Source organism: Nocardia sp. NPDC047654, from assembly GCF_043205035.1.
In the GTDB taxonomy this organism is placed as follows: Bacteria; Actinomycetota; Actinomycetes; order Mycobacteriales; family Mycobacteriaceae; genus Nocardia.
In genome coordinates this window covers 1-15,800 of the sequence record NZ_JBIDDF010000010.1, presented here as the reverse complement: position 1 = coordinate 15,800, position 15,800 = coordinate 1, and the positions used below count along the sequence as shown (strand labels likewise).

General features: G+C 69.0%; 13 protein-coding genes and 1 rRNA gene. 6 read left to right on the top strand and 8 right to left on the bottom strand.

What is annotated here, in order from left to right; all coding sequences use genetic code 11:
* Window positions 1–85: 85 nt before the first annotated feature.
* Window positions 86–2,659: an alpha-glucan family phosphorylase gene (gene glgP, locus ACGF7Y_RS23295; protein WP_393236682.1), complete on the bottom strand. Its 2,574-nt coding sequence runs from the start codon at window positions 2,657–2,659 to the stop codon at window positions 86–88.
* A 290-nt stretch (window positions 2,660–2,949) separates the two neighbouring features.
* Between glgP and ACGF7Y_RS23290 the strand changes: the two genes are divergently transcribed.
* The 4 genes from ACGF7Y_RS23290 to glgB all read left to right on the top strand — a co-directional run bounded on the left by ACGF7Y_RS23290 (window position 2,950) and on the right by glgB (window position 8,440).
* Window positions 2,950–3,393, top strand: coding sequence for a hypothetical protein (locus ACGF7Y_RS23290; protein WP_393236681.1), 444 nt, complete (start codon window positions 2,950–2,952; stop codon window positions 3,391–3,393).
* 152 nt (window positions 3,394–3,545) lie between these two features.
* A complete protein-coding gene (locus tag ACGF7Y_RS23285; RefSeq protein WP_393236680.1) occupies window positions 3,546–4,187 on the top strand; it encodes a LysE family translocator in 642 nt (213 codons plus the stop codon).
* Window positions 4,188–4,286: 99 nt separating this feature from the next.
* The gene (locus tag ACGF7Y_RS23280; protein WP_393236679.1) at window positions 4,287–6,290 is read left to right on the top strand and encodes a maltotransferase domain-containing protein; all 2,004 of its coding nucleotides are present in this window, start codon (window positions 4,287–4,289) and stop codon (window positions 6,288–6,290) included.
* On the top strand, window positions 6,287–8,440 hold the full coding sequence (gene glgB / locus ACGF7Y_RS23275; protein ID WP_393236678.1) for a 1,4-alpha-glucan branching protein GlgB: 2,154 nt from the start codon (window positions 6,287–6,289) through the stop codon (window positions 8,438–8,440). Before ACGF7Y_RS23280 ends, glgB begins: the two co-directional genes overlap by 4 nt.
* 54 nt (window positions 8,441–8,494) lie before the next feature.
* Here glgB and ACGF7Y_RS23270 read toward each other — a convergent pair whose 3' ends face one another.
* The 3 genes from ACGF7Y_RS23270 to ACGF7Y_RS23260 all read right to left on the bottom strand — a co-directional run bounded on the left by ACGF7Y_RS23270 (window position 8,495) and on the right by ACGF7Y_RS23260 (window position 11,635).
* Window positions 8,495–9,343, bottom strand: coding sequence for a tetratricopeptide repeat protein (locus ACGF7Y_RS23270; RefSeq protein WP_393236856.1), 849 nt, complete (start codon window positions 9,341–9,343; stop codon window positions 8,495–8,497).
* Between the two features lie 61 nt (window positions 9,344–9,404).
* Entirely contained in the window at window positions 9,405–9,773 is a 369-nt protein-coding gene (locus ACGF7Y_RS23265) for a DUF3817 domain-containing protein (RefSeq protein ID WP_393236677.1), read from the bottom strand.
* A gap of 683 nt (window positions 9,774–10,456) precedes the next feature.
* On the bottom strand, window positions 10,457–11,635 hold the full coding sequence (locus tag ACGF7Y_RS23260) for an acetyl-CoA C-acetyltransferase (protein ID WP_393236676.1): 1,179 nt from the start codon (window positions 11,633–11,635) through the stop codon (window positions 10,457–10,459).
* Between the two features lie 128 nt (window positions 11,636–11,763).
* Between ACGF7Y_RS23260 and mce the strand changes: the two genes are divergently transcribed.
* Together mce and ACGF7Y_RS23250 are read left to right on the top strand one after the other, a co-directional pair.
* Window positions 11,764–12,237: a methylmalonyl-CoA epimerase gene (gene mce / locus ACGF7Y_RS23255; RefSeq protein WP_309247347.1), complete on the top strand. Its 474-nt coding sequence runs from the start codon at window positions 11,764–11,766 to the stop codon at window positions 12,235–12,237.
* 86 nt (window positions 12,238–12,323) lie between these two features.
* On the top strand, window positions 12,324–13,325 hold the full coding sequence (locus tag ACGF7Y_RS23250; RefSeq protein ID WP_062971743.1) for a hypothetical protein: 1,002 nt from the start codon (window positions 12,324–12,326) through the stop codon (window positions 13,323–13,325).
* Between the two features lie 405 nt (window positions 13,326–13,730).
* Here the strand turns inward: ACGF7Y_RS23250 and ACGF7Y_RS23245 are convergent, their stop codons facing one another.
* From ACGF7Y_RS23245 to rrf, 4 genes are all read right to left on the bottom strand, one after another.
* The gene (locus ACGF7Y_RS23245) at window positions 13,731–14,039 is read right to left on the bottom strand and encodes an ATP/GTP-binding protein (RefSeq protein WP_357132588.1); all 309 of its coding nucleotides are present in this window, start codon (window positions 14,037–14,039) and stop codon (window positions 13,731–13,733) included.
* Window positions 14,040–14,086: 47 nt separating this feature from the next.
* Entirely contained in the window at window positions 14,087–14,776 is a 690-nt protein-coding gene (nucS, locus tag ACGF7Y_RS23240) for an endonuclease NucS (protein ID WP_393236675.1), read from the bottom strand.
* Between the two features lie 37 nt (window positions 14,777–14,813).
* The gene (locus tag ACGF7Y_RS23235) at window positions 14,814–15,545 is read right to left on the bottom strand and encodes a rhomboid-like protein (RefSeq protein ID WP_393236674.1); all 732 of its coding nucleotides are present in this window, start codon (window positions 15,543–15,545) and stop codon (window positions 14,814–14,816) included.
* A 163-nt stretch (window positions 15,546–15,708) separates the two neighbouring features.
* Window positions 15,709–15,800, bottom strand: a 5S ribosomal RNA gene (gene rrf, locus ACGF7Y_RS23230); the annotation flags it as partial.

Below are 15,800 nucleotides of genomic sequence, written 5' to 3'. Positions count from 1 at the left end.
TCGGGGCATGCCAAGGGCACGGTAACCGACGGTTCACTACCTGGGGCAACCCGCGGTGGCGCCATCGTGACCGGCGCCACCGGGACTAGGCGCTCGGCGCGGAGACCAACCCGAGTTCGGCGTCGGAGGCCAGCAGCTCGTTGTGCGGCAGCACGCGCACGGTGTAGCCGACCGCACCGGACAGCGGCAGCGGAGTGTCGACGGTGAACAGCTCGGCGCCGGCGTCGGACCCCGTGTGCGTCATCGGGACCGTCGTGGTGTCGGAGAGGTCGTCGGTCGCCGACACCCGGCCGAGCACCGCCTGCACCACCACGTCGGGCACGCTCAATCCGCCGAGCTCGACCCGCGCGGTCAGCGACAGCCGCGCCCCGATGACCGGCGTGTCCGGCAGCCCCGCGCTGTCGACCTGGATCACCTTGACCGAGGGCCAGGCCGACTCGACCCGGTGCCGGTACTCGGCGACGGCCCGCGCGACGGCGAAATCGTCGGCCGTCGCCCGCTGATGAGCCGCGGCGGCGGGAGCGTAGTACTCCACGGCGTAGTCGCGCACCATCCGGGAAGCCAGGACCTTCGGTCCCAAGGTCTGCAAAGTGTGGCGAACCATCTCGACCCAGCGCACCGGCATCCCGGACGCGTCGCGCTCGTAGAAGCGCGGCGCCACCGCCCGCTCGAACAGGTCGTAGAGCGCGGCGGCCTCCAGATCGTCGCGGCGGTGCTCGTCGCGGACGCCCTCCGCGGTCGGAATCGACCATCCGTTCTCGCCGTCGTACATCTCGTCCCACCAGCCGTCCCGGATGGACAGATTGAGCCCGCCGTTCAGCGCGGATTTCATGCCGGAGGTGCCGCACGCCTCGAGCGGGCGCAGCGGGTTGTTCAGCCAGACGTCGCAACCCCAGTACAGGTAGCGCGCCATCGACATGTCGTAGTCCGGCAGGAAGACGATCCGGTGCCGCACCTCGGGATCGTCGGCGAAGCGGACCACCTGCTGGATGAGCGCCTTGCCGCCGTCATCGGCCGGGTGGCTCTTGCCCGCGACGACCAGCTGCATCGGCCGCCGCGGGTCCAGCAGCAGGGCACGCAGCCGCTGCGGGTCGCGCAGCATGAGAGTCAGGCGCTTGTAGGTCGGCACCCGGCGGGCGAATCCGACGGTCAGCACATTCGGGTCGAAGACCCCGTTCACCCAGCCGAGTTCGGCCTCCGCGGCGCCGCGTTCCAACCAGGACGCGCGCACCCTGCGGCGCACCTCGTCGACGAGGATGCCGCGCAGGGAGTTACGAGTGGACCACAGCTCGGTGAGATCGACGTCGCGCAGCCGTTCCCAGCCGCGCCCCTCCTCGAGCAGTTCCGCGCCGATGTGCTCGCGTGCCTTGTCCACCCATTCGCGCGCGGCCCACGTGGTGGCGTGCACGCCGTTGGTGACCGAACCGATCGGCACCTCCGCCGGGTCGAAACCCGGCCACAGCGAGGCGAACATCGACCGGCTCACCGCGCCGTGCAGCTTCGAGACACCATTGGCGCGCTGCGCCAGTCGCAGACCCATGTGCGCCATATTGAAGACGGAGGGGTCGGCTTCCCGGCCGAGCGCCACGATGCGGTCCACCGAAAGACCGGGCAGCAGGGCGGATTCGGATTCTCCGTGCGCACCGCCGAAGTAGCGCCGCACCATCGGCATAGGGAACCGATCGATGCCCGCCGGGACCGGTGTATGCGTGGTGAACACCGTGCCCGCCCGCACGGCGGCGAGTGCGGAATCGAAATCCTGCCCCGCCGCGACGAATTCGCGGATGCGCTCCACTCCGAGGAAGCCCGCGTGGCCTTCGTTCATGTGGAACACGTCGGGATCGGGCAGCCCCGCCGACGCGGTGTACGCGCGCACCGCCCGTACACCGCCGATGCCCGCGAGGATCTCCTGGCGGATGCGATGCTCCTGATCGCCGCCGTAGAGCCGGTCGGTGACCGCGCGCAACTCCGGGTCGTTCTCGGCGATGTCGGAGTCCAGCAGCAACAGCGGAACCCGGCCCACCTGGGCGATCCACACCCGCGCACGCAGCACCCTGCGGTCGGGCATCGCCACATGGATGAGCACCGGCGAGCCGTCGGAGGTGAGCGCCCGCAACGGCAAGCCCTGCGGGTCCAGCGCCGGATAGTGCTCGGCCTGCCAGCCGTCGGTCGTCAGCGACTGCCGGAAGTAACCAGAGCGGTACAGCAATCCCACCCCGATCAGCGGCAGGCCGAGGTCGGAGGCGCCCTTCAAATGGTCGCCTGCCAGGATGCCGAGGCCGCCCGAGTAGTTCGGCAGCACCTCGGTGACGCCGAACTCCATCGAGAAGTAGGCGATGCCCTGCACCCCCTCCTCCCCCGCCCGGCGCTGGAACCAGCCCGGCGCAGCCAGATAGTCGCGCAACTCCGCCGCCGCGGCGTCGACACGCGCGACATAGCCGGCATCGGCGGCCAGCTCGTCGAGCCGCGCCGCGGGTACCTCGCCCAGCATCCGGACGGGATCGTGCCCCATCTCCTGCCACCGCCGCGGGTCGAGCGCGGCGAACAGATCCTGCGTCGGCGGATGCCACGACCAGCGCAGATTCGTGGCGAGCTCACCAAGGGCCGCCAGGCGCTCGGGCAAATGGGCACGGACGGTGAAACGACGCAATGCCTTCATTCGGTAGAAACTACACGCCGCCCGGAGCGGCCGCCCCGCGTGACCACGCCCCGGAAAACCTTTCGACCAGCATGTTTCCCGGTGGGCCGCGACGAGGTCGGCCCACCCGATCGTGCGTAACGCGCTCTACCGTCACAGAACGGCCACACGACGCGCACCCGCTCCCGCTCCCGCTACCCGATCGAGACCCGCACTCGCTTGTGAACCCGAGAACGCCGGGCAAACCCACAAGCTGTGCGGACCAACCGGCCGCACCAACCGAAATCAGTACGGGAGTGATCGAGATGTGGATGACAGCACACCCAAATCGCGCCCGCGATCGGCGCTGGTCGCGCACTGGAGCAGCGCTCACGGGGTTCGGAGCTCTCGCGGCGGCATTCGTTCTCGTCGCGCCCACCGCCGGGGCGGCGGTCACGACGGCGACGGCGAGCCCGGCCCAAGGAATGACTTTCGGTTTCGGGAACTACGGGACCAACTGCCAGTACCGGGTGACGGCCACGGTGGACAACATTCCTTCGTCCGAGCCCGTCCAGTTCACCGACAACGCCGCGGGCACGTTCTCCCCGAATCCCGCACCGGTGGTCGGCAACCAGGCGACCACCGTCTGGATGCCCGACGCGACCGGGCAACACACGATCTCCGCGACGCAGGGCACCGGTCCCGCTTGGACCTCACCGGTGATGACGGTGGGCAACGGCATGAATCTCGGCTTCGCCTGCATGGTCATGCCGTAAGCGCGGGTCCCGGCAGTCAGGTGAGAGCCCGGGTGGCCACCAGCGCGGCGCTCTCCGGCCGCGGCCACCCGGGCACCTCGGAATTGCCGGACAGTACGCGCACGCGCGGAAAATCCGTGGCCCGACGGAAGCCGAGGTGACAGCATCGGCTGATGCCGCACTGGGTCGACGTTCTTCCGCAATTCCTGACGGCCTGCCTGCTTATCGCCGTGCTGCCGGGTCCGGCGACCGCGTTGTTCCTCCAGCGCGCGGTGCGTGACGGTCGCGCCGCGGGCCTGGCGGCGGTGGCCGGAAACGAGATCGGCGTGCTCGGCTGGACGCTGGCGGGTGGGGCGGGGCTGTCGGTCCTGCTCGTCGCGAACCGAGCCGTGAACACGGCGGTGCACGTGGTCGGCGCGCTCGTGCTGATCTGGCTCGGCGTGCAGGCGTGGCGGGGTGCGCGCGGTGGGGACGAGTTCGGCAGTGCGATGACGAAGATGCTCCCCGCTGGTCGCACACCCGCCGCCGCCTTCCGCGCCTCGCTGGTGTCGATCGCGGCCAATCCCAAGGCGGCCGTCTTCGGATTGACGATCCTTCCGCAATTCCTTCCGTCCGACGGTCCGGTGCTGCCGACCGTGGTGATCCTGGCGCTGATCCAGTTGGTGCTCGACACCGCGTGGTGCGTCGGCGTGGTCCTGGCCGCCGACCGCGCGGGCGCGTGGCTGCGCCGCACCGGGATCCGGCAGCGGGTCGAACGCGCGCTCGGCGCGGTCCTGGTCGCGCTCGGCCTCGGCCTCGCCGCCGACGCGCGCTGACCGCGACACCCGGATCAGCCGCCGCCGCGGCGGCCGGGACGGGGCACGAAAAGATCGCCGATCCCGTCCGGACGGCCGGTTACCGGTAGGTTGGGTCCCGTGACCGGCCGCATCGCTATCGATGACACTGCACCGTCCATCCCAGGCGGCCGGCCCGCCAAGGCGGTGGTCGGCGAAGTATTCCCGGTGCGCACCGTGGTCTGGCGAGAAGGGCACGACGCCGTCGCCGCCACCCTCGTCGTCCGCGGCCCCGGCGCCTCGCGGCCCTCCCGCATCCGCATGACGCCGGACTACGAGCCCGACGTCTTCAACGCGACCTTCACCCCCAACGCTCCGGGAGTGTGGACCTACCGGATCGAAGGCTGGAGCGATCCGATCGCGACCTGGCGCTCGGCGATCGAGGCGAAGCTGGCGGTCGGGCAGAGCGCCGCCGATCTGGCCAACGACCTCGAATTGGGCGCCCGCCTGTTCGATCGCGCTGCCCAGGCCGTACCCAAGAAGCAATTCCAGCGCTTACGCGCGGTCGCGGCGGCGCTGCGCGGCGACGACCAACTGCCCGCACGGGTGGCACCGGCCTTCACCGAAGAGGTCGCCGAGATCCTGCGCGCGACGCCGCTGCGCGACCTGGTCACCCGGGGGCCGCAGCACATCGTCCAGGTCGAGCGGCACCGCGCGCTCTACGGCTCCTGGTACGAGTTCTTCCCACGCTCGACCGGCGGCCGCGACGCCACCGGCAAACCCGTGCACGGCACCTTCGCCACGGCGGCGAAGGAACTTCCGCGCGTCGCGGCCATGGGTTTCGACGTGGTGTACCTGCCACCCATCCACCCCATCGGCGAAATCAACCGCAAGGGCCGCAACAACGCGCTCACCGCCGAGCCGGGCGACGTCGGCTCGCCGTGGGCCATCGGCTCGAAGCACGGCGGCCACGATGCCGTGCATCCGGATCTGGGCACCGAAGACGATTTCGCCGAATTCGTCGCGGCGGCCCGCGAACTCGGCCTCGAGGTGGCGCTCGACCTCGCCTTGCAGTGCGCGCCCGATCATCCCTGGGTGCAGGCGCACCCGGAGTGGTTCACCACGCTGCCCGACGGAACCATCGCCTACGCGGAGAACCCGCCGAAGAAGTACCAGGACATCTACCCGGTCAATTTCGACAACGACCCCGACGGCCTCTACGCCGAGGTGCTGCGGGTGGTCCGGCACTGGATCGATCTGGGCGTCAGGATCTTCCGCGTCGACAACCCGCACACCAAGCCCGCCGATTTCTGGGAGTGGCTGATCGGCAACGTGTGGCGCACCGACCCGGACGTCATCTTCCTGTCCGAGGCGTTCACCCGCCCCGCCCGGCTCTACGGACTCGCCCGGCGCGGGTTCAGCCAGTCCTACACGTATTTCACCTGGCGGGTGGCCAAGTGGGAACTCACCGAGTTCGGCAACGAATTGGCCGCGAAGGCCGACGAGGCCCGCCCGAACCTTTTCGTCAACACCCCGGACATCCTGCACGAGAGCCTCCAGCACGGCGGACCGGGGATGTTCGCCATCCGCGCCGCCCTGGCCGCCACCCTCGCCCCCACCTGGGGCGTCTACTCCGGCTTCGAACTGTTCGAGCATCAGGCGGTGCGCCCCGACAGCGAGGAGTACCTCGACTCGGAGAAGTACGAACTGCGCCCGCGCCCCTTCGCCGAGGCGCTCGCGCGCGGAGAATCGCTGGAGCCGTGGCTCACCCGGCTCAACGAGATCCGCCGGGCGCACCCCGCCTTGCAACAGCTGCGCTGCCTGCATTTCCATCACGTGGACAACGACGCGCTGCTCGCCTACTCCAAGATCGACCCCGTCGGCGGCGACGCCGTGCTGGTCGTGGTGAATCTCAACCCCTACGGCGCCGAGTGGGGCATGCTCTCGCTCGATCTGCCCGCGATCGGCCGCGAGTGGCACGACCATCCGGTGGTGTACGACGAGGTCAGCGGCGAGGAATACCACTGGGCCCAAACCAATTACGTGCGGTTGGACCCCGCGCATACCGTCGCGCACATCATCGCGCTGCCCCCGGTGTCGCAGCAGGCTCGCACCGAGCTGGCCTACCGCAGGACCTTGCGATGAAGCGGCGCGATCTCATGCTGCTCGCGGCGGGCACCCATCCCGACCCGCACACCGTGCTCGGCGCGCATACTCATCCCGACGGCACGGCGGTGCGGGTGCTGCGCCCGCACGCGCAGACCGTGTCGGTGCGGGTCGGCGGCGTCGATCACGCGCTGAAGTCCCTGGATCACGGCGTATTCGCCGCGGTGCTGCCGTACCCGGAGATCATGGACTATCGCGTCGTGACGACCTATCCCGGCGGCCAGACGATCATCAGCGCCGACGGCTACCGCTTCCTGCCCACACTCGGCGAACTCGACCTGCACCTGATCGGCGAAGGACGTCACGAGCGCCTGTGGGAGGTGCTCGGCGCGCACCCGCGCCGCTACACCACCCTCGACGGTGAGGTCACGGGCACGTCGTTCGCGGTGTGGGCGCCGAACGCGCGCGGCGTCACCGTGTTCGGCGACTTCGACAGCTGGAGCGGTGACACCGCGCCGATGCGCGCGCTGGGCTCGTCCGGTATCTGGGAAGTCTTCGTCCCTGGTGTCGAGCCGGGCACCAAGTACAAATACCGCGTGCACGGCGCCGACGGGCGGACCGTCGATCACGCCGACCCGCTCGCCTTCGCCACCGAACACCCTCCGGCGACCGCGTCGCTGGTCACCGAAAGCCGCCACGGGTGGCACGACCGCGCGTGGCTCGAGCGGCGCGCCGCCACCGACCCCACCCGCGCCCCGATGAGCGTCTACGAGGTGCATCTCGGCTCGTGGCGCCCGGGCCTCGGTTACCGCGAACTGGCCGAGCAGCTCGCCGAGTACGTGCGAGCGACCGGATACACCCATATCGAGTTGCTCCCCATCGCCGAGCATCCGTTCGGCGGCTCCTGGGGATATCAGGTCACCTCCTACTACGCGCCCACGGCGCGTTTCGGCTCCCCCGACGACTTCCGCGCGTTCGTCGACCGCATGCACGCGGCGGATATCGGCGTCCTGCTGGACTGGGTCCCGGCGCACTTCCCGCGCGACGAATGGGCGCTGGCCCGCTTCGACGGCACACCGCTCTACGAGCACGCCGACCCGCGCCGGGGCGAGCAACTCGACTGGGGCACCTTCGTGTTCGATTTCGGCAGGCGCGAGGTGCGCAACTTCCTCATCGCCAACGCGCGCTACTGGATCGAGGAATTCCACATCGACGGCCTGCGCGTCGACGCGGTCGCCTCCATGCTCTACCTCGACTACTCGCGCGCCGAAGGTCAGTGGGAGCCCAACGTGCACGGCGGCCGGGAGAACCTGGAGGCCGTCGACTTCCTGCAGGACCTCAACGAAATCCTGCATCGGCACCACCCCGGCGTCGTGACGATCGCCGAGGAGTCCACCACCTGGCCCGGCGTCACCCGCGGGACCGACGTCGGCGGTCTCGGTTTCACCATGAAATGGAACATGGGCTGGATGCACGACACCCTCGGGTTCCTCGGCCGCGACCCGGTGCACCGCTCCTGGCACCACAACGAGATCACCTTCTCGCTGGTCTACGCCTGGAGCGAGAACTACGTGCTGCCGATCAGCCATGACGAGGTGGTGCACGGCAAAGGCACGCTCTGGACCAGGATGCCCGGCGACGATTTCGCCAAGGCCGCGGGCGTGCGATCGCTGCTGGCCTATATGTGGGCCCACCCGGGTAAACAACTGCTGTTCATGGGCCAGGACTTCGGCCAGGTCCAGGAGTGGTCGCACGATCGCGGCCTGGACTGGCACGAACGGGACAACCCGCTGCACCAGGGCATCACCGCGCTGGTGTGCGACCTGAACGCGGTCTACCGCGCCCACCCCGCGCTGTGGAGCCAGGACACCGCCCCGGGCGGCTACGCCTGGATCGAGGCGAACGACCCGACGAACAACGTGCTGGCGTTCCTGCGCTACGGCTCCGACGGCTCCGTCCTCGCCTGCGTCTACAACTTCTCCGGGGCGACGCACGACGCGTACCGGGTCGGCCTGCCGCACCGGGGCCGCTGGCTGGAGATCCTCAACACCGACGCGGAGAGCTACGGTGGCTCCGGCCTCGGCAACCTGGGCGAGGTGCTGGCGACCGACGAGCCGTGGCACGACCGTCCCGCCTCGGCCGCGGTGACGCTCGCGCCGCACAGCGCGGTCTGGCTGCGTCCGGTCTAGACCGGACCGCAGGCGGCGCGGCGATCCGGTTCGCGACCACGTCGCGCGGCGAACTCAGTACAGCGCTGCGGCCAGCTTGCGGCGCGCGGCCACGACGAACGGCTCGGCCTGGTCGAACAGCTCGAACAGCTCGAGCAGGCGGGTCCGCGCCTTGGTGCGATCGTCACCAGAGGTGCGCTTGACGACGGCGATCAACCGATCGAAAGCCGCCTCGGGCCGCTGCTGGAACAACTCGAGATCGGCGGCCTGGATCGCGGCGTCGACGTTCGACGGGTCGGCGTCGGCATCCGCGATGGCCGACTCCGGCAGTTCCTGTGCCCGGGCGAGGAAGCGGAGCTGGCGCAGCGCGCCCTTGGCCTCCTCGTTCGCGGGCTCGGCGTCGATGATCGCTTGGTAGGCGGCCTCGGCGCCGGCCAGGTCACCCTGCTCCAGCGCCGCCTCGGCCGCCGCGAAACGCGGGTCCTCGGCAGGCTCCTGTGGCTGCTCGCCACCTTCCAGCTTGCCTGCGACCGCGTCGACCACCGCGTTCAGCCACTGCCGTACCTGCGGCTCCGGTTGCGCGCCCTCGAAATCGGCCAACGGCTGCCCGGCCGCGATCGCGATGACCGTCGGGATGCCCTGCACCCGCAGCGCCTGCGCGATCCGCATATTGGCCTCGGCTTCGACCGTGGCCAGGTCCCAGGTACCGCCGTCGGCGGCCACCAGATGCTCCAGCGTCCGCACCAGTTCGACGCTGCCCGGGCTGCGCTGCGAATACAGCACGACCACCACGGGCACCTGCATGGAACGGCGCAGGACCTTGGTCTCGAAATCGGCCTCCGACACCGCGTGGTCGCCGCCTGCCGCACCGCCCGCGCTTGCCGCGGGCTGCTTCAGGCTGGACAGATCGACCGCGCCGGACATGGCGGCGGCGACAGCGGGCGAAGGACGGCGTGCGGCTGGTCGATTCACGACTTCCAGTTTGTCACGACGTGGCGGATGCGGGTGCCCCGGACTCGGCCGAACCGGCGTTGCTCAGCTCACCCAACTGCCCCGAGCGCACCGCCCACACCTCGAACAGCACCGTGCAGAACGGCGGGATGCTCGACAGCAGCGCGAGAACGGTCGTCTTGGCGCTCCAGCCCAGCTCGCGCGCGGCAACGATCGCGGTGATCACGAACAGCACGAACACGATGCCGTGCGTCATGCCGAACACCTTGACCGGCCACAGCACCGGCTCGGGAATCCGCTTGAACACCATCCCGATGATCAGCAGAAACCAGGAGATCGCCTCCAGCACCGCGACGAATCGAAACCGCTTGGGAACCGTGCTCAGGTCGAAGACATTGCCCATGCGCCCATTGTGCCGGATGCACTACACACTGTCGTAGTGAGCTGTGTCTAATTTGCAGCACCTGCGGCGCTGCGTGTTCGCGGCCCCTTTGTGGCTCGCGTCCGAGCGACCGCCGCTGGCGCCTGCGTCGCGGACGCGGCGGCCGCTCGGACGCGAGCCGGGCCGCGAACGGAACATGCTCGGTCTCGCTTCGCTCGAAAACCGGGGCTGAGGTGAGCCGGGCGCGTCGGCATGCGAACGCACGACACACAGCACGCGAACCGGCGGCTCTCGATCACCCCCTCGCGTGTTCATGGCCGTCGCACACTTCATGTTGCGGCCCCCGGCTGCTAGCTCCTTCATCCCTATGCAGCGTCAGCGCGAACGCAAGCTGGGCCGCGAACGGAACGTGCTCGTCGCTTCGCGAGAAAAACTTGCTCGCTGGGCCGGTATCGGGGCGTCGAGCGATGGCCCTCGGAACCGCGGGCCAACTGCGCATGAGATGGGGCAACCACCGCCGGCCGGCTTCTCCTTGCCGACTCGGTCGCCAATCCGCACTAGCCAGGCCATCAACCGATCCGCCACAGCTGCGCTCTCGCACGCTCGCGAGTCTCGCCGTATTCGAATCGGCGCAACGACCGATGGCCGCCCACTCGGGACGGCCATCGGTGGATTCCTCCGCGTGGGGTGTCACCCCACGAACATCAGACGCGGACGATCAGTGCGTCGCCCTGCCCGCCGCCACCGCAGAGTGCGGCCGCGCCGACGCCCCCGCCGCGGCGCTTCAGCTCGAGCACCAGGTGCAGCAGGATGCGGGCGCCGGACATGCCCAGCGGGTGGCCGATGGCGATCGCGCCACCGTTGACGTTCACCTTCTCGGGGTCGATGCCCAGCTTGCGGGTGGACGCGACACCGACCGCGGCGAACGCCTCGTTGATCTCCACCAGGTCCAGGTCGGCAGGCGAGATGCCCTCGCGAGCGCAGGCTTTGGCGATCGCGTTGGCGGGCTGGTCCTGCAGGGTCGAGTCCGGACCGGCGACCACGCCGGCGGCGCCGATCTCGGCGATCCAGCTCAGCCCCAGCGACTGCGCCTTCTCCTTGCTCATCACCACGACCGCGGCGGCGCCGTCGGAGATCTGCGACGCGGTGCCCGCGGTGATGGTGCCGTCCTTGCGGAACGCCGGACGCAGCTTGGCCAGCGACTCCACGGTGGTGTCGGCGCGAACGCCCTCGTCCGTGGTCACCAGCACGGGATCGCCCTTGCGCTGCGGCACCGCGACCGGGACCACCTCGTCGTCGAAGACGCCGTTCTTCCATGCCGCCGCCGCCCGCTGGTGCGAAGCCGCCGCGAACGCGTCCTGGTCCTCCCGGCTGATCCGGTCGGTCTCGTTGCGCTGCTCGGTGAGCGCGCCCATGGCCTGATCGGTGAAGATGTCGTGCAGGCCGTCGTAGGCCATGTGGTCGCGCAGGGTCACATCGCCGTACTTGAAGCCCTCCCTGCTCTTCTCCAGCAGGTGCGGCGCCCGGCTCATGGACTCCTGGCCGCCCGCGACGACGATCTCGTACTCGCCCGCGCGGATCAGCTGATCGGCGAGGGCGATCGCGTTGATGCCGGACAGGCAGACCTTGTTCAGCGTCAGGGCGGGCACGTCCATCGGGATGCCCGCGGCCACCGCCGCCTGCCGGGCCGGGATCTGCCCCGCGCCCGCGGTGAGCACCTGGCCCATGATGACGTAGTCGACCTGGCCGGGCGCGACACCGCCCTTCTCCAGCGCCGCCTTGATCGCGAACCCGCCCAGATCGGAACCGCTGAAGTCCTTCAGACCTCCGAGCAGCTTGCCGACCGGGGTACGCGCACCGGAGACGATCACGGAAGTGGTCACGACGAGCCTCGCATTCGTAGATCGGACCTGCTCGCGCCCGCACCGGGGCGCCACGAGAGCAGGTGTTCTACTCAACGGTAGCGGGTGCGCCCCGCGCGCCCCGTGCCAGGTCGCGCTACTTTCGAATGGTGAGCAACGTTATCGAACAGTCGTCTTTCATCCCGGCGGACTACGTCACCGCGGTCGACCACGTCGGCATCGCGGTGCCGGACCTGGACACCGCGGTCGCCTGGTACGCCGAGAACCTCGGCATGATCGAGACCCACCGCGAGGTCAACGAGGCCCAAGGCGTGCACGAGGCGATGCTGTCGCTGCCGGGCGCACCGGACCGGGCCACTGCCCTGCAGTTGCTGGCTCCGCTCAACGCGGAGTCGACCATCGCGAAGTTCATCGACCGTAACGGCCCCGGCTTGCAGCAACTGGCCTACCGGGTGACCGACATCGAGGCTGTCTCCGCGCACCTGCGCGCCAAGGGTCTGCGTTTGCTGTACGAGGCCCCACGGCACGGAACGGCCGATTCCCGCATCAATTTCATCCACCCGAAGGATGCTGGAGGTGTGCTGATCGAGTTGGTCGAACCGAACGCGAATGTTACGCACTAGTATCGCCGTCAGGTCGGGAAAACTCGTTGGAATGACATTCGCAGTCGAGTCACCATCGGCTGTCTTCAGGCTGTAGTTTGTGTGCCATGTCGTCACCCGAGTCCGATCGCAATCGCTTCGTTGCACTGCCCTTCACCGTTGTGCGCAAGGGTTATGCGCAAGACGAGGTGCGTAATTACTTCGACCGCTTCGACGCGGAACTGAGAGTCACCGCCACCGACCGCGATGCGGCTGCGGCACAAGCACGTAACCTCGCCAGCCAGCTGGAAGACGCGCGCGACGAGATCGACGAACTCCGTAAGGAGGTCGACCGACTCTCGGTGCCGCCGACCACCGCGGAAGGTATGTCCGACCGCATTTCCCGAATGCTGCGGCTCGCCTCCGACGAGGCGTCCGAGGTCCGTGCGCTGGCCCAGGCCGAGGCCGCGGAGATGGTGTCGATCGCCGAGCAGCAGGCCACCGAGATGCGTGGCAAGTACGAGTCGCTGCTCGCGGAGACCAAGGAGAAGCGCGAGGCGCTCGAAATCGAATTCGAGCAGACCCTCGCGAACGCACGCACCGAGTCCGCCAAGATCATCGAGGCCGCCCAGGCCGAGGCCGACCGCATCGCGAAGGAAGCCGACGCGAAGCGCAAGGCCACCCAGCAGGACTTCGAGGCCACCATGGCCGAGCGTCGCACCAAGCTCACTCGCGCCATGGAGGAGCTGGAAGCCACCAGCCGCGCCGAGGCCGCCCAGCGGATCAAGGACGCGACCGACGAGGCCAACCGCCTCATCACCTCCGCCACTCAGACCTCCGAGCGCAAGATCGCGCACGCGAAGGAACTGGCCGAGGAGATGCGTGTGCTGCGCGGCCGCGTGCTCGCCCAGCTGCTCGGTATCCGCGGTCAGCTCGACTCGGTGCCCGCGATGCTCGCCGCGGTCAACCGGGAAAGCGAACTGCTGGACGGTGTTCCGGATCAGCGCAAGTCGATCGGCGGCAACACCAAGTCGGTCACCGGCTCCCGCCAGAAGGCGATCCCCGAGGTCGCGACCGAGGACGAGGACATCGACTCGGACGAGCGCGAGAGCGCCGACATCAGCAACTGACGTCGGAGCAAACGGCGACAGCAGCAGATCTCAACCGAAATCACCGAAGGCCGCTCCGCACCGGGGCGGCCTTCCCTAATTCCGCATCCTGCCGCTCTACGCCGCAAGGACATCGACGAACGCGCGCCACACCGTCGGATCGAGCAACCGAGATTCGATCTCGCCCGGAAACGTCCGCTCGTTCCCCGGCGACCGAGGAGAAGCGCGAGGCGCTCGAAGCCGACGAGTCGCGGCGAGATTGCCCACCTGCCGTCGCAATCGTCGCCAATGTTCACCGTCCGGCTTTCCGGACACCACTGCTGGTCGGGCCACGCACAGGTCCTTCCGCGATTGGCCGGCCTCGTCCGTCCGGTGCCGACCTACTCGACCGTACGTCGCCCGCGTCGATGCCTCCGCGACGCGGCGTCAGGACCACCGACGAGTGATCCGGCGCGTCTGTCGCCCGTTCCAGCACCCACTGTGCCAATGCCTGCGGTCGTCTTCGCCGCCGTACGCGGGCCATGCGACGATGTGGGCGACCCCTGGTGGGATCTCGTGGTCACAGCCGGGGCAGCGGTAGGTTTTGATCGCGCGGGCGCCGGGAATGGTGCGCACCACATATGTCTCCGCACCGTCCGGACCCGCCTCGGTCCGTCCGAAGACGTCTCCCAGTGGCGCGCCACCGGCCCGCGAGCGCTCGGCGTAGCGATCCGAACGCGGTTTCCGGCGAGGCATGCGACAAGGGTATTACTCGCCCGTGCGCACCCCGCACTGCCCTGAGTTCAGAACAAGCGGAATTCGCTGCTCTCCGTGCCACGCAGGGCGTCGTAATCGAGTGTGAGGCAGCGGATGCCGCGGTCCTCGGCGAGCGTGCGCGCCTGCGGCTTGATCTGCTGCGCGGCGAAGACGCCCGCGACCGGAGCCAGCAACGGATCCCGATTCAGCAGCTCCAGGTAGCGGGTGAGCTGCTCGACGCCGTCGATCTCTCCGCGCCGTTTGATCTCCACCGCCACCGTGCCGCCGTCGGCATCCCGGCACAGCAGGTCCACCGGGCCGATCGCGGTCATGTACTCACGGCGGATGAGCGTGAACCCGGCGCCGAGCGTGTGCACGTGCTCGGCCAGCAGCTCTTGGAGGTGGGCTTCCACCCCGTCCTTCACCAAGCCCGGGTCGACGCCGAGTTCGTGGGAGGAGTCGTGCTCGATGTCCTCGATGGTGATGCGAAGTTCCTCGCCGGCCTTGTTGGTGACGACCCACAGCGCCTTCGCGCCGTCCGGTAGCTGCGCGTCACCGTTGCGTTCTTCCAGCCGGCAGGGTGGGCTCATCCAGTTCAGCGGCTTGTACGAGCCGCCGTCGGAGTGCACGAGCACCGAGCCGTCCGCTTTCATCAGCAGTAGCCTTCGGGCCATCGGAAGATGGGCGGTGAGTCGCCCTACGTAGTCGACCTGACAGCGAGCAATCACTAGGCGCACCCAAGCACTGTAGGCGAGCGCCCTACCGCGGCTGCCGTCAGCCCATGAGCAGAATCGCCGCCAGCACCGTGCTCGCGGCGAGCAGGGCGCCCTCGATCCGGGTGAGCCGTCGCCGGGTGGTCGTCCTGGACCAGATCATGAAGAATCCCACCGCGGTACCGATCGTGAGCGCCACCAGGTGCCCGGCCTGGGTGAAGGTCTGTCCGATCAGCACACCCTCGACCGCGACGATGAACCACACCGTCGACCAGGCGACGCGCCATCGGTACGGCATCGCGGCAACGAGCGCGCCGACCAGCGCCATGGCCCCGTAGCTGACACCGACGTCCTCGGCCCAGCGGATGCTCGCGGGGACCCACCCGGCTCGCACGCCCACCCACAAACCCGCCGCGACGAGCAAGGTGGCTCCGACATGGCCGACCAGAAACACCCGCACCAGTCTGAGCGCCCCGAAGCGCAGCTCGGCGAGGGCCAGCAAACAGGCGAGCAAGGGGATGATGACCCACGAGCCGACGGCGTCACCGATCACGAACGCGCTCGCCAGCAGCGTTCCCAACCGGCCGCTCAACAGGTTGTGCAGATTCGTGCTCGCGTGCAGCACCATCCTGGTCTGCGCGGAGTCGCTCAAGGCCGAGAAGATCGCCGAGACGATGATCAGCCCCGCCAAGTACGCCGCCGTCGCGGGCAGCCTCGGCCGCCACCAACGCGCTTGCGCCGACGTGGCGGGCTCGACCGGCGCCGGGCGATCCGGCGTCGTCGCGACGACCATACATACCTCCGTTGCTCGCGTGGGACGGCCTCCCCGCCATCCATGATCCCGACCGCACGCTGCGTACGCTTGTATTTCCCTGTGATCGTGCTGCGAAACACACGGTTCGCTCGATAAACGACGAAAGGCCCTCGACGGTGTCGAGGGCCTTTCGTGAAGGATGTTCCGGCGGTGTCCTACTCTCCCACACCCTGTCGAGTGCAGTACCATCGGCGCTGGCAGGCTTAGCTTCCGGGTTCGGAATGGGACCGGGCG

What these genes read in the sequence shown, in the direction of transcription:
- glgP (WP_393236682.1), bottom strand. Translation starts at nt 2,659, where the DNA reads ATGAAGGCATTGCGTCGTTTCACCGTCCGTGCCCATTTGCCCGAGCGC.
- ACGF7Y_RS23290 (WP_393236681.1), top strand. Translation starts at nt 2,950, where the DNA reads ATGACAGCACACCCAAATCGCGCCCGCGATCGGCGCTGGTCGCGCACT.
- ACGF7Y_RS23285 (WP_393236680.1), top strand. Translation starts at nt 3,546, where the DNA reads ATGCCGCACTGGGTCGACGTTCTTCCGCAATTCCTGACGGCCTGCCTG.
- glgB (WP_393236678.1), top strand. Translation starts at nt 6,287, where the DNA reads ATGAAGCGGCGCGATCTCATGCTGCTCGCGGCGGGCACCCATCCCGAC.
- ACGF7Y_RS23270 (WP_393236856.1), bottom strand. Translation starts at nt 9,343, where the DNA reads ATGTCCGGCGCGGTCGATCTGTCCAGCCTGAAGCAGCCCGCGGCAAGC.
- ACGF7Y_RS23265 (WP_393236677.1), bottom strand. Translation starts at nt 9,773, where the DNA reads ATGGGCAATGTCTTCGACCTGAGCACGGTTCCCAAGCGGTTTCGATTC.
- ACGF7Y_RS23250 (WP_062971743.1), top strand. Translation starts at nt 12,324, where the DNA reads ATGTCGTCACCCGAGTCCGATCGCAATCGCTTCGTTGCACTGCCCTTC.
- ACGF7Y_RS23245 (WP_357132588.1), bottom strand. Translation starts at nt 14,039, where the DNA reads ATGCCTCGCCGGAAACCGCGTTCGGATCGCTACGCCGAGCGCTCGCGG.
- ACGF7Y_RS23235 (WP_393236674.1), bottom strand. Translation starts at nt 15,545, where the DNA reads ATGGTCGTCGCGACGACGCCGGATCGCCCGGCGCCGGTCGAGCCCGCC.